This is a genomic window from Acinetobacter sp. 25-47-130, from assembly GCF_056779705.1.
In genome coordinates this window covers 201214-217013 of record NZ_JBWYII010000001.1, presented here as the reverse complement: position 1 = coordinate 217013, position 15800 = coordinate 201214, and the positions used below count along the sequence as shown (strand labels likewise).

Sequence of the window (15800 nt, the reverse complement as noted above, 5' to 3'; positions counted from 1 at the left end):
AATTAAGCTTCAGGCGCTGGGCTATATTGCTCCACGAGCGTTTTTAATTCGCCTGTTTGGAACATTTCTAGCATAATATCACTACCACCGATCAACTCACCATTGATCCATAATTGTGGGAATGTTGGCCAGTTTGCAATTAGTGGCAAAGTCGCACGAATGTCTTGGTTTTCAAGAATATTTACATAAGCAAATGGGCGACCAATTTGGCTCAATGCTTCAACTGCACGTGCAGAGAAACCACATTGTGGGAACTGTGGTGTGCCTTTCATATAAAGAAGAACTGCATGTTTTGCAATTTGATCACGAATTAACGCTTCTGTATCACGCACTTGTTCAGTCATTGATTAAATCCTCAACTATTCTGCCTGCATTATACCTAAAACCGCCGTAAAGAGTATGAATTGCTAAATTTTTCCAGTTTAATTTGCAATTAGGCTTTTAATCTTAAGCAGATTTTGCTTAGATAAACTTTTATTTTCCACCTAACAAATACGAGTTAGACATGAACAATATTACCCTCGCTCCAGTTCAAACTGATCAACCATCTCATTTGATGCCTGTATTCAGCCGTCAACCGATCAGCTTTGTGCGTGGCCGAGGTTCGTATCTTTATACAGCTGAAGGTACAGAATATTTAGATGCGCTGACTGGCATTGCAGTATGTGGTCTAGGTCATGCACATCCAGTTTTGGCAGAAGCAATTGCAGAACAAGCGGCGACGCTTATTCACACCAGTAATATTTATGAAGTACCTTGGCAGACTGCAGCTGCGCAAAAGTTAGCTGAAGTATCTGGTATGGAAGAAATTTTCTTCTCGAATAGTGGTGCTGAATCAAATGAAGGTGCAATTAAAATTGCGCGTAAATATGGTCATATGCAAGGTATTGCTCTTCCGAAAATCATTGTAGCTGATCATTCTTTCCATGGTCGTACAATGGCAACACTTTCTGCGACAGGCAATAAAAAAGTACAAGAAGGTTTTGGCCCGCTCGTTGAAGGTTTTATCCGAGTACCTTTTGGCGACATTGAGGCAATTGAAGAAGCAGCAATCAACCATCCAGATATCGTCGCGATTCTCGTTGAACCGATTCAAGGCGAAGGTGGTGTAAATACTGCCCCTCAAGGTTTTAGTTATCTTGAAGAAATTCGTCAAATCTGTAATCAACATAATTGGTTGATGATGCTAGATGAAGTTCAAACAGGTAACGGTCGTACAGGAAAATATTTCGCGTATCAACATACCAATATTATTCCTGATGTCATGACGACAGCTAAAGGCTTGGGTAATGGTTTCCCAATTGGTGCAGTGATGACTCAAGGTAAAGGTGTAGGTATTCTTACTGCAGGTAACCACGGATCAACTTATAGTGGTACTGCATTAGGTTCTCGCATTGTCTACACGATTATCGATTTGATGCAAAAAGAAAATATTGTTGAAAATGCAGCAACAATTGGCCAATACTTAGTTGATCAATTCCGTACACAACTTGCAGATCAAAACGTTATTGTTCGCGGCTTTGGTATGATGATTGGTATTGAATTACCAAAACCATGCGCAGAGTTGGTGGATATTGCACGCATAGAGCACAATCTAATTATTAATGTCACCGCAGGTAATGTCGTTCGTTTGTTGCCAGCGTTGAATATGAATCAAGAACAAGCTGATGATTTATTAAAACGCTTAGTTCCAGCGATTAAAAACTTCTTGGCTTAAGCCAAGATCAATAAAAAAGCCGCATATTGCGGCTTTTTTATTAAGAAGAACACTTAAGATGCTTCTTGAAATACTCGACCACCAGGCAACTGGCTGAAATATTGTTTTAAAGCATCTAGGCAGCGATGAATTTTCATTGGTTGTTGTTCACGTTTTAATGTCATTGCATTCAAAGTGTATGCAGGTAACTTCCATTCAGGTAAAACTTCAACCAATGTGCCATTCATTAATTCTTTTTGCACATCTAAATATAATAATCGCGCAATGCCGTGACCATTTTGGCACAGTGATTTAGCGACATAAACATTGTTTGTCTGTAAACGATTTTCCATGGACACATTCACCAATTCACGCGATGTACTGTGTTCAAATGTCATCATTTGCTGATTTTTTACAATATTTACTGGAATCAAATCATGCTGTGCTAAATCTTCAGGTCTTGAAATAACTGCATTTTGATTCAAATAACTTGGTGAAGCCACCAAGACTTGATCCACACGTGCAAGCGGCAGACAAGATAAGTGATTAGACTCATCCACGCGAGAACACATTCTCACTGCAATATCGATTCTTTCTTGAATCAAATCGACAAATTGATTTTCAACTTCAAAGTGAACGGTTAAACCACGATGTGCCGAAATCCAATGCGACAACGCAGGAACTACATGGGTTGCACCGAGTTCTGGCGTTGTTGCAATACGTAAATCACCAACTAAATCGTCTCGTAACTCATTAATTCGAATTTTACCGCGCTCTGCTGCAGCGAGCATTTCTTGACAGCTATGAAAAAAGGCCTGCCCTGCTTCCGTTAAACTTAGTTTTCTTGTGGAACGGTGCAGAAGTGTTACTTCCATTTCTTGTTCTAGTGAACGAATTTGCTGACTAACTGCACTCGTCGTAATGCCTAAATCTCGAGCAGCACCACTGAAAGAGCTTTTTTCAACAACACATGCAAATACGCCCATCGAGCGAAGTTGATCTAACATAAATTTCCCTCTGAAATTATGAGATGCTTCTCTAATTAACAAAAATTAACAAAAGCAACTCATTGTATTATACGAAGAAATTGTTAAATTGCACTAAATATCTTCAGTTGATTGGCAAAATATTTGCTGGATTGATTGGCTTACCATCTAAACGAACTTGAAACTCAAGCATCGTACGGGTTGCACCACTCGAGCCCATTTCTGCAATTTGTTGCCCCGCACTTACGTTTTGCCCACTCTTCACTAACATCCGGTTATTGTGCGCATACGCAGTGATATAACCATCAATATGTTTAATGAGCACCAAATTACCATATTCTTTTAAACCATCAGCAGCGTAAACCACTTGACCATCAGCTGCTGCAAAAATTGGATCACCAACATTGCCACCAAAACGTAATCCCTTGACATTACTTGCCACATTGAAGTTTTCAATGACTGGACCATTCGATGGTTTCACCCAGCGTAATGAAGTTGCTTTAGTCGAAGTCGTCGGTACTGCAGCAGTTACCGCTGGTACTGGTGTGGTCTGTGGTGGTGGCGTAACCACAGCTGGTTTTGTTGGTAACTGAATGGTTTGACGTTGAATCTGAGTTTCAGTCGCAGTCAAAGGACGCGTGGTCGAACGTGTCACTTGTCGATTGCCAGAGGGTTTTAATCTTAAAGATTGATTTACATAGATGCGATAAGGCGGTGCAATATCGTTCATCTCCGCAATGCTCAAATAGCTCAATCCATAACGTGCCGCAATTTTACTTAAAGTGTCGCCAGAACGAACTGTATAGAAGTCAGGAGCGACCGCATAACGAGCAGAATTGTGGATTTGGGGTTTCGATGCACAGCCCGACAAACCAAGAAAAGAAGCGACAGCAACCGCGATCAATGCTGAGTGAATAGATGGTTTAGACAACTTCAAAACTGTTTTGGGTCTGGCCAAAAGCATGATTTCCCTCTCTGACAAAAGATTAAAAAGACTGAATTCGGCTTAAGAGTAGCAAAATTAATGCTAAATTCACCGTTTCAAATATATTTTTCACAAAGTTATAACACATCCTACCTGTGGTCGTTCAATTAAAGCTCTAACTGAGATTCAAGTGAAGCCAACACCTGATAGTTGGTAGCATCCATTTGGATCGGTGTCACACTGACATATCCATTTGCAATGGCATAAAAGTCTGACTGATAACCCAGTTGGCTTTTTTCGGGATCTGTTACGGCCTCTCCAGCCAAACCAATCCAAACAACTTGACGGCCTCTCGGGTCAACTTGTGTGGTAATCGGTTTCGTTTGTTTTCTTCTTCCTTGATAAGTCACTAATGTCCCTTTTATTTCAGCCGTATCCGGAATATTAATATTGAAAATATGACGCGGTGGTAACTCAGGCAAACCATTTTTAATAAACTCATATACCCAATTTGCAGCTTGTGCATAATCTTGAGCATCTTGATACGAACGAACATTTGGACCAGCCAATGAAACTGCGATTGCAGGTTGTTTCATGAGTCGGCCTTCAAACGCGGCCCCAACTGTACCTGAATACAACACATCATCACCTAAATTCGCTCCACTGTTGATCCCGCTTACAACTAGATCAAATTCAAAATCAAATAGACCATTCATGGACAGATAAACACAGTCCGCTGGCGTGCCATTAATTGCCCATACATCCTCTGAAATTTGCACGGGTCGCAATGGACGATCAAGCGTTAATGCACTTGAAAAACCACTCCGCTCACTTTCTGGAGCAACCACGACTACTCGACCCAAAGGTTTTAATGCTTGTGCTAATGCTTGTATTCCTGGTGCGAACACACCGTCATCGTTGGCAATCAAAATATTCAAAACAATTCACTCAATTCATGTAATCCCATCTGTTCGATAGCCTAATCAAAATCCCCACACACAACAATGAGCACACGCATGGATGTTGAGGTTTTAAACGCCTTTAATCTTGAAAACTCGGCATATAGTCATCCCCTTGTTCAAATCCGAACTTTTCGTCATTACTTTCTGAGTTCCAACAGCATTAATACACTTTCTCTATTTTTTAAACACGAAAAAAGATTATTCTATTCTTATAACTAACTTACTAATTTTTGAGTCATTTATGCAAAACCGTTTTTTACAATTGATTTCAACCGCATTTATCAGCAGTTCAATGTTGTTTTCAAGTTTCACTTTCGCCAATGCTCAAGACTTAAAAGAAAATATCGAAGTTACTCAACAAAAAGTGACTAAAGATGAACTCGCTGCAATCTATGTCTTTTCAGAATCATGCCCAAGTTTAGTGGAAGAAGATGCAGCGTTTAAAGCAGGCTATCAAAAGCTATTAAAAGACTATTTACCTAACGAAAACTCACCTCAAACCACGCTGAACAATCTAATTAAACAACAGGATTATCAGCAAGCATTAGCTCAAGCGAGACAAGATGCGAAAAACGCTGGAGACAAAGCAAATCAACAAGTGTGCGAGGATATAAAAAAATATCAGTCTTCAGTTAAATAGAGCACGAAATAGTTACAATTCGATTGAAATAAGCCGACTCCACTGCTAGAAGTCGGCTTTGCTTTGTCCTAGAATGCAAAGCTGATTTTTGCGTTCATACAAGATTGGAACTACATAGAATGACCCGAAAAAGCGCCATTGCTGCATTATTACTATTACCTTCATTTACTTATGCAGCAACTGTTTTATCTTCACCACCAGAACTCAATAATAAGTCTTACGTTTTGATGGATTATGAAACAGGTCAAATTCTCGCAAGTAAAAATGAAAATGAAAAACTTGCGCCTGCTTCAATGACCAAAATGATGACCAGTTTCATTATTGAACAAAAGTTGTTGAACGGTGAACTCACGGAAGATGAAAAAGTTCGGATGAACGAGTCTGCTTGGTGTCGTGGTAGTAGTACAGAATCTTGTATGTATGTACCTCTCAACGGCACAGCAACCGTATTGGAAATGTTACGTGGGATTATCATTCAATCTGGTAATGACGCATCTAAGGCTATGGCTGAGCATATTTCTGGGAATGAAGGTACATTTGTACACAGCATGAACCAAGAAGCAAAGCGTATTGGCATGACCAACACGAACTTTATGAACTCAACAGGTATGCCTGCTGAAGGTCATTATTCTACAGCGAAAGATATGGCTACCCTTGCGAAGCACATCATTCATGACAGTTCAAAGTACTATCCTATTTACTCTGAAAAAGAGTTTACTTTTAATGGGATCAAGCAAGGTAACCGTAACGCGTTGCTATATACAGATCCGAGTGTAGATGGTCTTAAAACAGGTCATACTTCTGAAGCTGGTTATTGTTTAACGACTTCAGCTAAACGTGGCCCAATGCGTTTAATTTCAGTGATTTTTGGTGCTCCATCAATGCAAGCACGTGCAACGCAAACACGTGATTTGTTATCTTGGGGTTATGCAAACTTTGAAACTGTCAGTGTTCAACCCGCTCACAAAGAGTTGACCACTTCTAAAGTTTGGTTTGGTCAATCTAATCAAGTGAGTGTGGGTCTTGCTGAAAACTTCAACGTGACTATGCCAAAAGGTCAAGCAAATGCCATTCAAACTCAAATCGCGGTTCAACCGAACTTAAATGCCCCTCTTCAACAAGGGCAAGTTGTAGGTAAATTAACAGCGACACTTGACGGCAAAGTTATTGCGGAGAAGCCGCTTGTTGCTTTACAAGCAGTTGAAGAAGCTGGTTTCTTCTCGCGTATGATTGATCATATCAAACAGTTCTTTAGTAATTTGTTTTAAGTCGCAGCTTGACTAAAGGTATAAAGGCACTCAAATTCTTTTGGGTGCTTTTTTGTTTATAATGAATAAAAACAGGCAATTTTTTATGACTGAAAATATCCGCAAATACTTAGAGACTTACCCAAAATTTGATACAACAAATTATATTGATCCAACTGCGTTAGTGATTGGTGATGTTGTCTTGGCTGAGAATGTTTCAGTCTGGCCTTATGCTGTGATCCGCGGTGATGTTAATTTTATTCGGATTGGTAAAAATTCCAATATCCAAGATCATTCCATGTTGCATGTTAGTCATAAGAAAGCGGATAAACCTGAAGGCTCACCGCTCATTATTGGTGAGGACGTCACCGTGGGTCATCATGTAAAATTACACGGTTGTACCATTGGTAATCGTGTTTTAGTCGGGATTGGTACGATTATTTTAGATGATGTGATTGTTGAAGATGATGTGATGATCGGTGCGGGTTCGCTTGTTCCGCCAAATAAAGTTTTGGAAAGTGGCTATTTATATATGGGCAGTCCTGTCAAAAAAGTGCGTCCACTGAATGATAAAGAAAAAGCGTTTCTGCCGTATTCAGCGCAGAATTATGTAAAGGTTTCGGGGAATTATAAATAATTTTGAATTCGCATAAAAGATTTTATGTTAAATATGGTGCTTACATACTTCATTCCTCTTTAATTTCTACTGTATAGAATGAGCGTGTGAAAGGCACTGTGCTGTAATTTCATCAAGGTTTTTTTCGATCTCGTTCCAACTATCGAGATATTCTTGAAATTTCTCATTCATAAAGTTTGAATGTAATGCTACCTGCATATAGTAGCCATCAATAACCAGGGCTATAAAATTTAGGTTGCTTTCAACAATGGCATATCCACCATTTTGCATTTGCAGAAAAGAGCGAGAAGCATAATCTAAATACTTGGCTTCTATTGGGGTCTTAGCAATCATTGCTGGAGAATATGCGGCAAAGATATTTTCACTCTTTACATTGTTCATAGGTAGCCAATAGAGATATCCATCTGTTTGCTTTAGGCTCTCACATAGCAGCTCATATAAGGCTTGATTACATTTTTCTTTATATCTATTTGAAAAATCTAATAAATTTAATTTTTTATTTTTAGAAATTATTGAAGGATCAATATAATTCTTATGATTAATCCATAAAGTGAATATATTAGAAATATCGGTATATTCCTTATTACTCAATTTTCCATAATAAGGCTTTAAGGGATCATTATCCTCAATCCAAGGTTCAGTTTTCATATTCATAGAACCATTCTCTAGTGTATTTAGACATTCATTTTAAAGTAAAGAAAAACTAAAATTAACATAATACACCTTATGCGAAATTATCTTTTTTATTTCATATAAATCATAATCTTAAATTACATTCAAAAGCCCAATTTATTTAAATTGGGCTTTTTTGTTGATTCTTCATGTTCCACGCCCTTTATTAAATTATTGATCCAAAGAACTTCTTAGTTAAACTTAAGATAGAACGCCTTCAAAGAAATCCCCTCCCATCATAGCCACACACCTCAAAATTTTATACAATATGCCTTCCCTTCATCTGGTGCTTTTTTATGACCGCTTGGACTGCTCACGTCACTGTTGCAACAGTGGTTGAAAAAGATGGTAAATATCTGTTTGTAGAAGAACAAACAGAAGGTGTCATGCACACCGTTTTTAATCAACCTGCAGGTCATGTAGAAGCTGGTGAAACCCTTATTCAAGCCGCGGTTCGTGAAACCATGGAAGAAACAGGTCACCAAGTTGAAGTCACAGATTTATTGGGTATATACACCTATACCCCACCTATGTTTCCAGATCGTACCTATTACCGCTTCTGTTTTTTAGCAAAATCAACACAGTATTTTGCCAATGCAACATTAGATACAGGTATCGTAGGTGCTGTTTGGATGAGCCTAGATGAGCTATTAGAAACGGCTCGCGCGCGTAGCCCATTGGTCATCAAAGCCATTCAAGATGCCCAATCAGGACAAAAATTTCCTTTATCGCTCGTTTATGAGCACCAAAATTCTCCCTTAATTTCAAATTTGGATGCCTAATCCTATGCAACAACGTGTCATCGTCGGTATGTCAGGTGGTGTAGACTCATCTGTCTCTGCGGCTTTATTACTTCAACAAGGATATCAAGTTGAAGGTCTTTTCATGAAAAACTGGGAAGAAGATGACGGCACAGAATACTGCACGGCTATGGATGATCTTGCAGATGCGCAAGCCGTATGTGATCGTATCGGTATCAAATTACATACAGCCAACTTCGCAATGGAATATTGGGATCGTGTATTTGAGCACTTCTTGGCTGAATATGCTGCGGGGCGCACCCCAAACCCAGATATTTTATGTAATAAAGAAATTAAGTTCCGTGCATTCCTCGACCATGCCATGAAATTAGGTGCTGACTTCATCGCAACAGGACACTATGCTCGTCGCGGTGAAACCATGACCAACTCTAAAGGTGAGCAATATGCGCCTTTACTCCGTGGCGTGGATAACAACAAAGACCAAACTTATTTCCTACATGCCGTTCATGGTCGTGAAATTAACAAGACCTTGTTCCCTGTCGGTGAGATCGAAAAGCCTCAAGTTCGTAAAATTGCTGAAGATTTAGGTCTTGTAACAGCGAAGAAAAAAGACTCTACAGGTATCTGTTTTATTGGTGAACGCCGATTTAATGACTTCTTGAAGCAATATTTACCTGCTCAACCGGGTAAAATTGTCCTTGAAGATGGTAAAGAGGTTGGTGATCATCACGGCTTAATGTACTATACGCTCGGTCAACGTGGTGGTATTGGTATCGGTGGAATGAAAGGCGCTGAAGAAGGTGCTTGGTTCGTATTACACAAAGATATCGAAGGCAATCGTTTAGTTGTTGGCCAAGGTCATGAGCATCCCCTCATGCAAAGTACCATGTTATGGTCTGAAGCGATTGATTGGGTTGCAGGTGAGCAAGAGATTCCAGAAAATGGTTTCCGTTGCACAGCGAAAACTCGCTATCGACAACCTGATCAAGCATGTGTCTTATTTAATGACCCAAATGCACCGCAAGGTGTACGTGTAGAATTTGATGAACCTCAACGTGCTGTTACGCCAGGACAAAGCGTTGTGTTTTACGCGGATGAAGTTTGTTTAGGTGGCGGTGTGATTCATCATACTAATGCGCCTAAACCTGATTTTATTTAAAGGAATTTTCAGGCATGACAGAGTTACCGTTCCAGCAGCTTCAGACTCTGAATGATCGTCAAAACAGAGCTTTGGCTTTGGCAGCAGTATTTCAATCGACTCAGCTGACACATATGACAGCCATTGCAGGTCGACAAAATATTGGCGAAAACGGTAACTTCTATTTAGAACAATTAATTAAGGCGAGTTTAAATATTCGCCCTACTTCCAATAAGAATTGTCAAACCTTAGATTTTTTTAACCAGCTTGCAGATATTTCTCTGGGATTAAAAACATTAGAAAGTAGCATCACCCAACCATTCAATACTGCACCAAAATCAAGAATACCTAAATTTGCCAATGCAAAACTTCCAATGTCCTATGCAATGGCATTATTACATTTAGAAAAGAAAGTATATAGCAACCCAAAATTCGTTGAAATTATTGAAAAATCACAAGAAAAAATACTAAAACAACTCTCCTTTTTTGATCATAATTATCTACATCCAAGTATTCTTGCAAACCTTGCTCAAACCTATGTCGAAACTGCAGGACAGATTAATCCTCGCATTATGGTGAAAGGCAATGCAGAAGCTTTTAAGGATTCTTCGCACACCAATCGTATTCGTGCTTCATTGTTTACAGGTTTACAGATGGCGCATTTATGGCGTCAGTCAGGTGGAAGTTCATGGAGCATGATCTTCACCAAACGCAAGTTACTGAAAGATATTCAAGATCTCGCTCGTTTACAGTTTCAGGTGGTTTAACCTGATGTATATCGAGTTCTGTTTTACGTTTCATTCCAAAGTTTAAGGAATTGCTATGAACGCTTTAACCGCACTTTCTCCATTAGATGGTCGCTATGCAAGCAAATGTGATGCTTTGCGCCCTTTCCTCTCTGAGTTTGGTTTAATCCATGCTCGTGTGACTGTTGAAGTGCGCTGGTTACAAGCACTTGCAAATCGCCCAGAAATTACTGAAGTGCCAGCTTTTTCTAACGAAACAAATGCAGCTTTAGATGCAATCGTTGCAAATTTCTCTGAAGACGATGCTAACCGTATCAAAGAAATCGAACGCACAACCAACCACGATGTAAAAGCGGTTGAATATTTCTTAAAAGAGAAAATTGCAAACATTGATGAACTTAAAAATGCGGGTGAATTCATTCACTTTGCTTGTACATCTGAAGACATCAACAACTTGTCTCATGCACTCATGCTGAAAAGCGGTCGTGAAGTACTAGCTACGTCTATGCAACAAATCGTGGACTCAATTGTTGCACTTGCAGAAAAACACGCTGATCAACCAATGTTGTCTCGTACACATGGTCAAACTGCAAGCCCAACAACATTGGGGAAAGAAATGGCAAACGTGGCATACCGTCTTGCACGCCAAATCAAACAATTCAACAATGTTGAGCTTCTAGGTAAAATCAATGGTGCAGTAGGTAACTATAATGCTCACCTTTCTGCTTACCCTGAAATTAACTGGCCTGCTCACTCGCAAGCATTTGTTGAATCTTTAGGTCTCACGTTTAACCCGTATACAACTCAAATTGAGCCACACGACTACATGGCTGAATTGTTTGATGCGCTTCGTCGTTTCAACACAATCCTTATCGATTTCAACCGTGATGTTTGGGGTTATATCTCTCTTGGTTTCTTCAAACAAAAATTAAAAGAAGGTGAAGTTGGTTCTTCAACAATGCCACACAAAGTGAACCCAATCGACTTTGAAAACTCTGAAGGTAACTTGGGTATTGCTAATGCAGTCCTTGCTCACCTTGGTGAAAAGCTTCCAATTTCTCGCTGGCAGCGTGACTTAACTGACTCTACTGTTCTTCGTAACATGGGCGTTGGTTTTGCACAAAGCTTGATCGCATTTGAAGCTTGCTTGAAAGGTGTGGGCAAACTTGAATTGAATGCCGACCGTATTCTTGAAGACTTAGACAACGCTCAAGAAGTTCTTGCTGAACCAATTCAAACAGTAATGCGTCGTTATAACGTTGAAAAACCATACGAAAAACTTAAAGCCCTTACTCGTGGTCAAGCAATGACTCGCGAAATGATGGTGAATTTTGTGAATGGTAACGAATTAGAAGCTGTTCCTGCAGCAGATCGTGCGCGTCTTGCTGAAATGACACCTGCATCTTATACAGGTAATGCTGCTGAGCAAGCGAAACAAATTAAAGATTTGATTGCTAAAATCTAAATAGCATTGAATAAAAAAGCGAAGCTTAGGCTTCGCTTTTTTGTATGAGACTCATCAAATGTTTCAATAAAAATCATGCTTCATCAGGACAGTAACGTATAAAGTCAGTTCTGAGCTTTTCTAATTCATCACCAGTTAAAACATCGCTATAGTAAATATAATGAGTCACTTGAGCATATTGAATGTCATGCCTAAACATCATTCCTCGGAGTGATACTGAGATCTCTTCAGGAAAGTCATTCAGAGTAAGCTCTTCAAACTCATAATGAAAATATGCATTTTGCTGTGCAAGAAAAGCAGCTGAAACCGTCATAATAAAAACTCAAAATAAATCATATTCTAACTCATCATCCTGATTGCAATGAGCTATTGATATAAACAACTATTTATAAAAATAATGCGATTTATAAAAATAATGCGATCTGCAGCTTATTCTCAGGATTGATCCATTACAATCATATGAAGAAATTAATCAAATCAACATATAACAAAATGCACTACAAAAAATTTACTCCTAAACACCACCTCGTATTCTTCATTTTCATAATGGTGCTGATCTTGGCAAGTATAAAGCCTCTTGAATATGCTTCTTATGGCTTACATCAACTTGGCACAGCTTTAATGCTAGTGTTTTTGATCTATATACAAAAGAAAGTTGGTTTGAGTTTTATCGCATTTTCTCTCTATATTGGATTTCTGATCATTCATATTCTTGGGGCACACTATTTATATTCGTATGTTCCCTATAATGAATGGTTGATGCACAACTTCGGCATAGATTTAAATGCACAGATGGGTTGGGAGCGAAATATGTATGATCGCTTGGTCCATTTTGCCTATGGTCTACTTCTCTATCCTTTTTTCCTGAGGATCATTCAATTCTATTTACCCCAATTATCTGAACGAGTACTTTTTCTTATTGTGGTTCAGTTTGTCATGGCCACCAGTCTCATTTACGAATGGATTGAATGGTTAATTGCGATTAATCTTTCCCCTGAGGCAGCAGAAAATTATAATGGTCAACAAGGTGATATTTGGGATGCCCATAAAGATATGCTGTTCGCAACACTTGGGTCCATGATCACAGGAATAGTGATGTTATATCGAAAATTAGACTCTCGACCATAGAAATGATAAATCATAAAAAAAAGCCAATCATTAGATTAGCTTTTTTTTATTTCATCGAATTTAAAATTTAGGATCACGTAGTTGCACTAAGTTCGCATTAGTCTTGACTAAAGTGTCCATAACTTTATTCATCACAGCAGGAATCAAACTGTCCGCCATTTGTGCCGCTTGCAGTCCTAATTTCTCACCTAAGGTAGGTTTACGGCGAGTTTGAATCAAGTAAACATCATGCACTGTCAATAAACTTAATAAATACTCATCCGAGGTTTGAAGCTTATCAACCAAATTCAAATCTAATGAATCTTGACCGTACCAATGTTCACCTGTTGCTACTTTTTCAACATTTAACTGTGGACGATATTTTTCAACAAAATGCTTGAACAATGCATGCGTTTGTTGCAACTCTTCTTCAAACTTTGCTTTACCCTCTTCCGTATTTTCACCAAACATGGTCACGGTACGTTTATATTGACCCGCAGTATAAAGCTCAAAATCAACATTATGTTCTTTAAGTAAACGATTAAAATTAGGCACTTGAGCAACAACGCCAATTGAACCAATCACTGCAAATGGAGCAGAAATAATTTCGTTACCGATACATGCCATCATGTATCCACCACTTGCTGCGACTTTATCAACACAAATGGTTAGATGAAAACCAGCATCGCGCAGACGCACCAGTTGAGCAGCCGCAAGTCCATAACCATGTACCATCCCACCTGGACTTTCCAAACGAACTACGACACGATCACGCCCTGCTTTAGCAGTCGCCAAAATCAAAGTAATTTCTTCACGAAGATTCTCTACAGCTGAAGCTGCCATGTCACCTTTAAAATCAATTACATATACTTTCTGATTATTCTTTTTACGCGTGCGTGCTTCTTTTGAAAACTGCTGAGACAACTGCAGAAGTTCAAGTTTAGATGCAGTACTTTGCGCAATTTTTTTTCGTTGTTCATTAATACGCGCATTTAAGTGAGTGACTCGAATTTCGGCAGGAAGTTTCGGCAAATGAAATAACATATAAATTCACATCTCTATAATTCATCTTTATGAGGATAACATGAGGTCAAAATAGACAAATTTCAATAGCTTTATTGAAATGTTATGCCAATCGTAGGATCAATTTGATCAACAATCGGCATAAAAAGTAGATACATTATGCATACTATCTCGATAAAAAATTATCGAACCGATGAGCATCCACGCATCATCTCATGATTGATATCTATCTTTAAAATCAATTAGAGACTCTTATATGATTTGAAAGTGAAGAAATTGAATTATATTAGGAAAATAACTCTTAAAATCAACATCTTAATACTCATTATTTAACTTGTTAAACTTTTCTGAAATGCATTTTCAATGCGCCAAATTATGTCGTGTCAGCATATATTTTTCACTATTTTTTTGGCATGATGGTTCCATACAGTAATGATGAATAATGATAAATGACTCAAATGCGTTGGCTGGAACTGTTATCAACAGTTCGATTTGGTAGTTCAAAACAAAATACAGAACAAGCACGTAGCCCCTTCCATAAAGATTACGATCGTATTATTTTTTCTCAGAGTTTTAGACAACTTAACCGTAAAACTCAAGTTCATCCCCTGACTCAACATGATGGCATTCATACGCGTCTAACACATTCCCTTGAGGTTTCTTGTATAGGACGCTCTTTGGGAATGCTGGCAGCTGAAAAAATTCGTGATGAGTTACCTATGTGGATCTCTCCTGCAGATGTCGGTGCAATTATTCAAGCAGCTTGTCTTGCACACGATATTGGTAATCCCCCCTTTGGTCATGCAGGTGAATATGCGATTCGAGAATGGTTTGATGATGCATCACACGGCGATTTTTTATCGAGTTTAACCCCTGAACAGCAGGCCGATGTTCGCCAGTTTGAGGGCAATGCTCAAGGTCTTCGTCTACTCACGAAAATTGACTATCACCCTAATGACGGTGGAATGCGCCTCACTTACGCAACCTTAGGAGCTTACTTAAAGTACCCATGGCTTTCTAAAACCATTGACTCTCAGGGAAATACGCCTGCCAGTAAACGAGCTAAGTTTGGTTGCTATCAATCTGAAAAAGAAATTTTGCAACAAATTGGTCACCAATTAGGTCTTATACAATATGGTGAATATCATTTCTGTCGCCATCCACTCACCTATTTACTCGAAGCTGCGGATGATATTTGTTATGCCCTGATCGATTTAGAAGATGGCATTATTCTTAACATGCTCAGCTATGAGCAAGTCGAACCTATTTTCTTAAATCTACTTGGTGACTATGGCACGCCTGCTGAACTTGCAATGCCATACACCACGTGGCAACAAAAGATTGCAGCATTGCGTGGTCGTGTGATGAAACGCTTGGTTGATGAAGTCACTTCCGCTTTTGCTAAACATCATTTTGAAATTTTGTCAGGACAGCTTAAAGGTAGTTTGCTCCAATATTGCTCGCCCGATATCGAAGCAGGAATTGATTGTGCAAAGAATTTAGCGCGGGAAAAAATCTTTGAGCACCCTCAAAAATCTGGTTTAGAAATCATTGCACATCAAAGCTTACAGCACATACTAGATGCCTTTATTCCGCTTACGACCCCCAATAAAATTCATAATTTTAAGGAAGGACGTTTACTGTCTATTATCTCAGGCTTAGGTGTACGTTTTAGTGATGATCACTATGACAATATCATGCAAGTCTTAGATGTGATCTCAAAATTTTCGGATCATCAGGCTTATCATTTGGCACAGGAACTTCAAGGGAATAAAGTTGGATTTTTATAAACCTT

At 38.9% G+C, this 15800-nt stretch carries 17 protein-coding genes; 10 read left to right on the top strand and 7 right to left on the bottom strand.

What is annotated here, in order from left to right:
• Window positions 1-2 precede the first annotated feature (2 nt).
• Window positions 3-344 (bottom strand): Grx4 family monothiol glutaredoxin, encoded by a 342-nt coding sequence (gene grxD / locus AC1M83_RS01065; RefSeq protein WP_481589767.1) that lies wholly within the window; start codon window positions 342-344, stop codon window positions 3-5.
• Window positions 345-505: 161 nt separating this feature from the next.
• Between grxD and AC1M83_RS01060 the strand changes: the two genes are divergently transcribed.
• Window positions 506-1717, top strand: a complete 1212-nt coding sequence (locus AC1M83_RS01060) for an aspartate aminotransferase family protein (protein WP_092766093.1) — start codon at window positions 506-508, stop codon at window positions 1715-1717.
• A 53-nt stretch (window positions 1718-1770) separates the two neighbouring features.
• On the opposite strand, the gene AC1M83_RS01055 is transcribed toward AC1M83_RS01060, so the two are convergent.
• The 3 genes from AC1M83_RS01055 to surE form a co-directional block, all read right to left on the bottom strand.
• On the bottom strand, window positions 1771-2703 hold the full coding sequence (locus AC1M83_RS01055) for a LysR family transcriptional regulator (protein WP_179998372.1): 933 nt from the start codon (window positions 2701-2703) through the stop codon (window positions 1771-1773).
• A gap of 103 nt (window positions 2704-2806) precedes the next feature.
• Entirely contained in the window at window positions 2807-3646 is an 840-nt protein-coding gene (locus AC1M83_RS01050) for a peptidoglycan DD-metalloendopeptidase family protein (RefSeq protein WP_179998373.1), read from the bottom strand.
• Window positions 3647-3774: 128 nt separating this feature from the next.
• Complete coding sequence (surE, locus tag AC1M83_RS01045; protein ID WP_035270482.1) at window positions 3775-4545, bottom strand: 5'/3'-nucleotidase SurE; 771 nt, start codon at window positions 4543-4545, stop codon at window positions 3775-3777.
• 265 nt (window positions 4546-4810) lie between these two features.
• Here surE and AC1M83_RS01040 point away from each other — a divergent pair, with 265 nt between their 5' ends.
• The 3 genes from AC1M83_RS01040 to AC1M83_RS01030 all read left to right on the top strand — a co-directional run bounded on the left by AC1M83_RS01040 (window position 4811) and on the right by AC1M83_RS01030 (window position 7093).
• Window positions 4811-5209: an MCR_0457 family protein gene (locus tag AC1M83_RS01040; RefSeq protein WP_092766090.1), complete on the top strand. Its 399-nt coding sequence runs from the start codon at window positions 4811-4813 to the stop codon at window positions 5207-5209.
• A gap of 119 nt (window positions 5210-5328) precedes the next feature.
• Entirely contained in the window at window positions 5329-6477 is a 1149-nt protein-coding gene (dacC, locus tag AC1M83_RS01035; RefSeq protein ID WP_035270478.1) for a D-alanyl-D-alanine carboxypeptidase PBP5/6, read from the top strand.
• A gap of 85 nt (window positions 6478-6562) precedes the next feature.
• Window positions 6563-7093, top strand: coding sequence for a gamma carbonic anhydrase family protein (locus AC1M83_RS01030; protein ID WP_481589766.1), 531 nt, complete (start codon window positions 6563-6565; stop codon window positions 7091-7093).
• 66 nt (window positions 7094-7159) lie between these two features.
• On the opposite strand, the gene AC1M83_RS01025 is transcribed toward AC1M83_RS01030, so the two are convergent.
• Window positions 7160-7741, bottom strand: coding sequence for a hypothetical protein (locus tag AC1M83_RS01025; protein WP_180095400.1), 582 nt, complete (start codon window positions 7739-7741; stop codon window positions 7160-7162).
• A gap of 320 nt (window positions 7742-8061) precedes the next feature.
• Here AC1M83_RS01025 and AC1M83_RS01020 point away from each other — a divergent pair, with 320 nt between their 5' ends.
• The 4 genes from AC1M83_RS01020 to purB are packed head-to-tail and all read left to right on the top strand — an operon-like array spanning window position 8062 to window position 11875.
• Window positions 8062-8547 (top strand): NUDIX hydrolase, encoded by a 486-nt coding sequence (locus AC1M83_RS01020; protein ID WP_035265740.1) that lies wholly within the window; start codon window positions 8062-8064, stop codon window positions 8545-8547.
• A 4-nt stretch (window positions 8548-8551) separates the two neighbouring features.
• Window positions 8552-9685, top strand: a complete 1134-nt coding sequence (gene mnmA, locus AC1M83_RS01015) for a tRNA 2-thiouridine(34) synthase MnmA (protein WP_481588454.1) — start codon at window positions 8552-8554, stop codon at window positions 9683-9685.
• A gap of 14 nt (window positions 9686-9699) precedes the next feature.
• Window positions 9700-10431, top strand: coding sequence for a high frequency lysogenization protein HflD (hflD, locus tag AC1M83_RS01010; protein ID WP_092766084.1), 732 nt, complete (start codon window positions 9700-9702; stop codon window positions 10429-10431).
• A 55-nt stretch (window positions 10432-10486) separates the two neighbouring features.
• The gene (gene purB, locus AC1M83_RS01005) at window positions 10487-11875 is read left to right on the top strand and encodes an adenylosuccinate lyase (protein ID WP_092766083.1); all 1389 of its coding nucleotides are present in this window, start codon (window positions 10487-10489) and stop codon (window positions 11873-11875) included.
• A gap of 73 nt (window positions 11876-11948) precedes the next feature.
• Here purB and AC1M83_RS01000 read toward each other — a convergent pair whose 3' ends face one another.
• Complete coding sequence (locus AC1M83_RS01000; RefSeq protein ID WP_035265735.1) at window positions 11949-12188, bottom strand: hypothetical protein; 240 nt, start codon at window positions 12186-12188, stop codon at window positions 11949-11951.
• 179 nt (window positions 12189-12367) lie between these two features.
• Here AC1M83_RS01000 and AC1M83_RS00995 point away from each other — a divergent pair, with 179 nt between their 5' ends.
• A complete protein-coding gene (locus AC1M83_RS00995) occupies window positions 12368-13003 on the top strand; it encodes a DUF2238 domain-containing protein (RefSeq protein ID WP_481586640.1) in 636 nt (211 codons plus the stop codon).
• Window positions 13004-13063: 60 nt separating this feature from the next.
• On the opposite strand, the gene sohB is transcribed toward AC1M83_RS00995, so the two are convergent.
• Complete coding sequence (gene sohB / locus AC1M83_RS00990) at window positions 13064-14026, bottom strand: protease SohB (RefSeq protein ID WP_481586639.1); 963 nt, start codon at window positions 14024-14026, stop codon at window positions 13064-13066.
• Window positions 14027-14454: 428 nt separating this feature from the next.
• Here sohB and AC1M83_RS00985 point away from each other — a divergent pair, with 428 nt between their 5' ends.
• Window positions 14455-15795 (top strand): deoxyguanosinetriphosphate triphosphohydrolase, encoded by a 1341-nt coding sequence (locus tag AC1M83_RS00985; protein ID WP_035265731.1) that lies wholly within the window; start codon window positions 14455-14457, stop codon window positions 15793-15795.
• Window positions 15796-15800 lie beyond the last annotated feature (5 nt).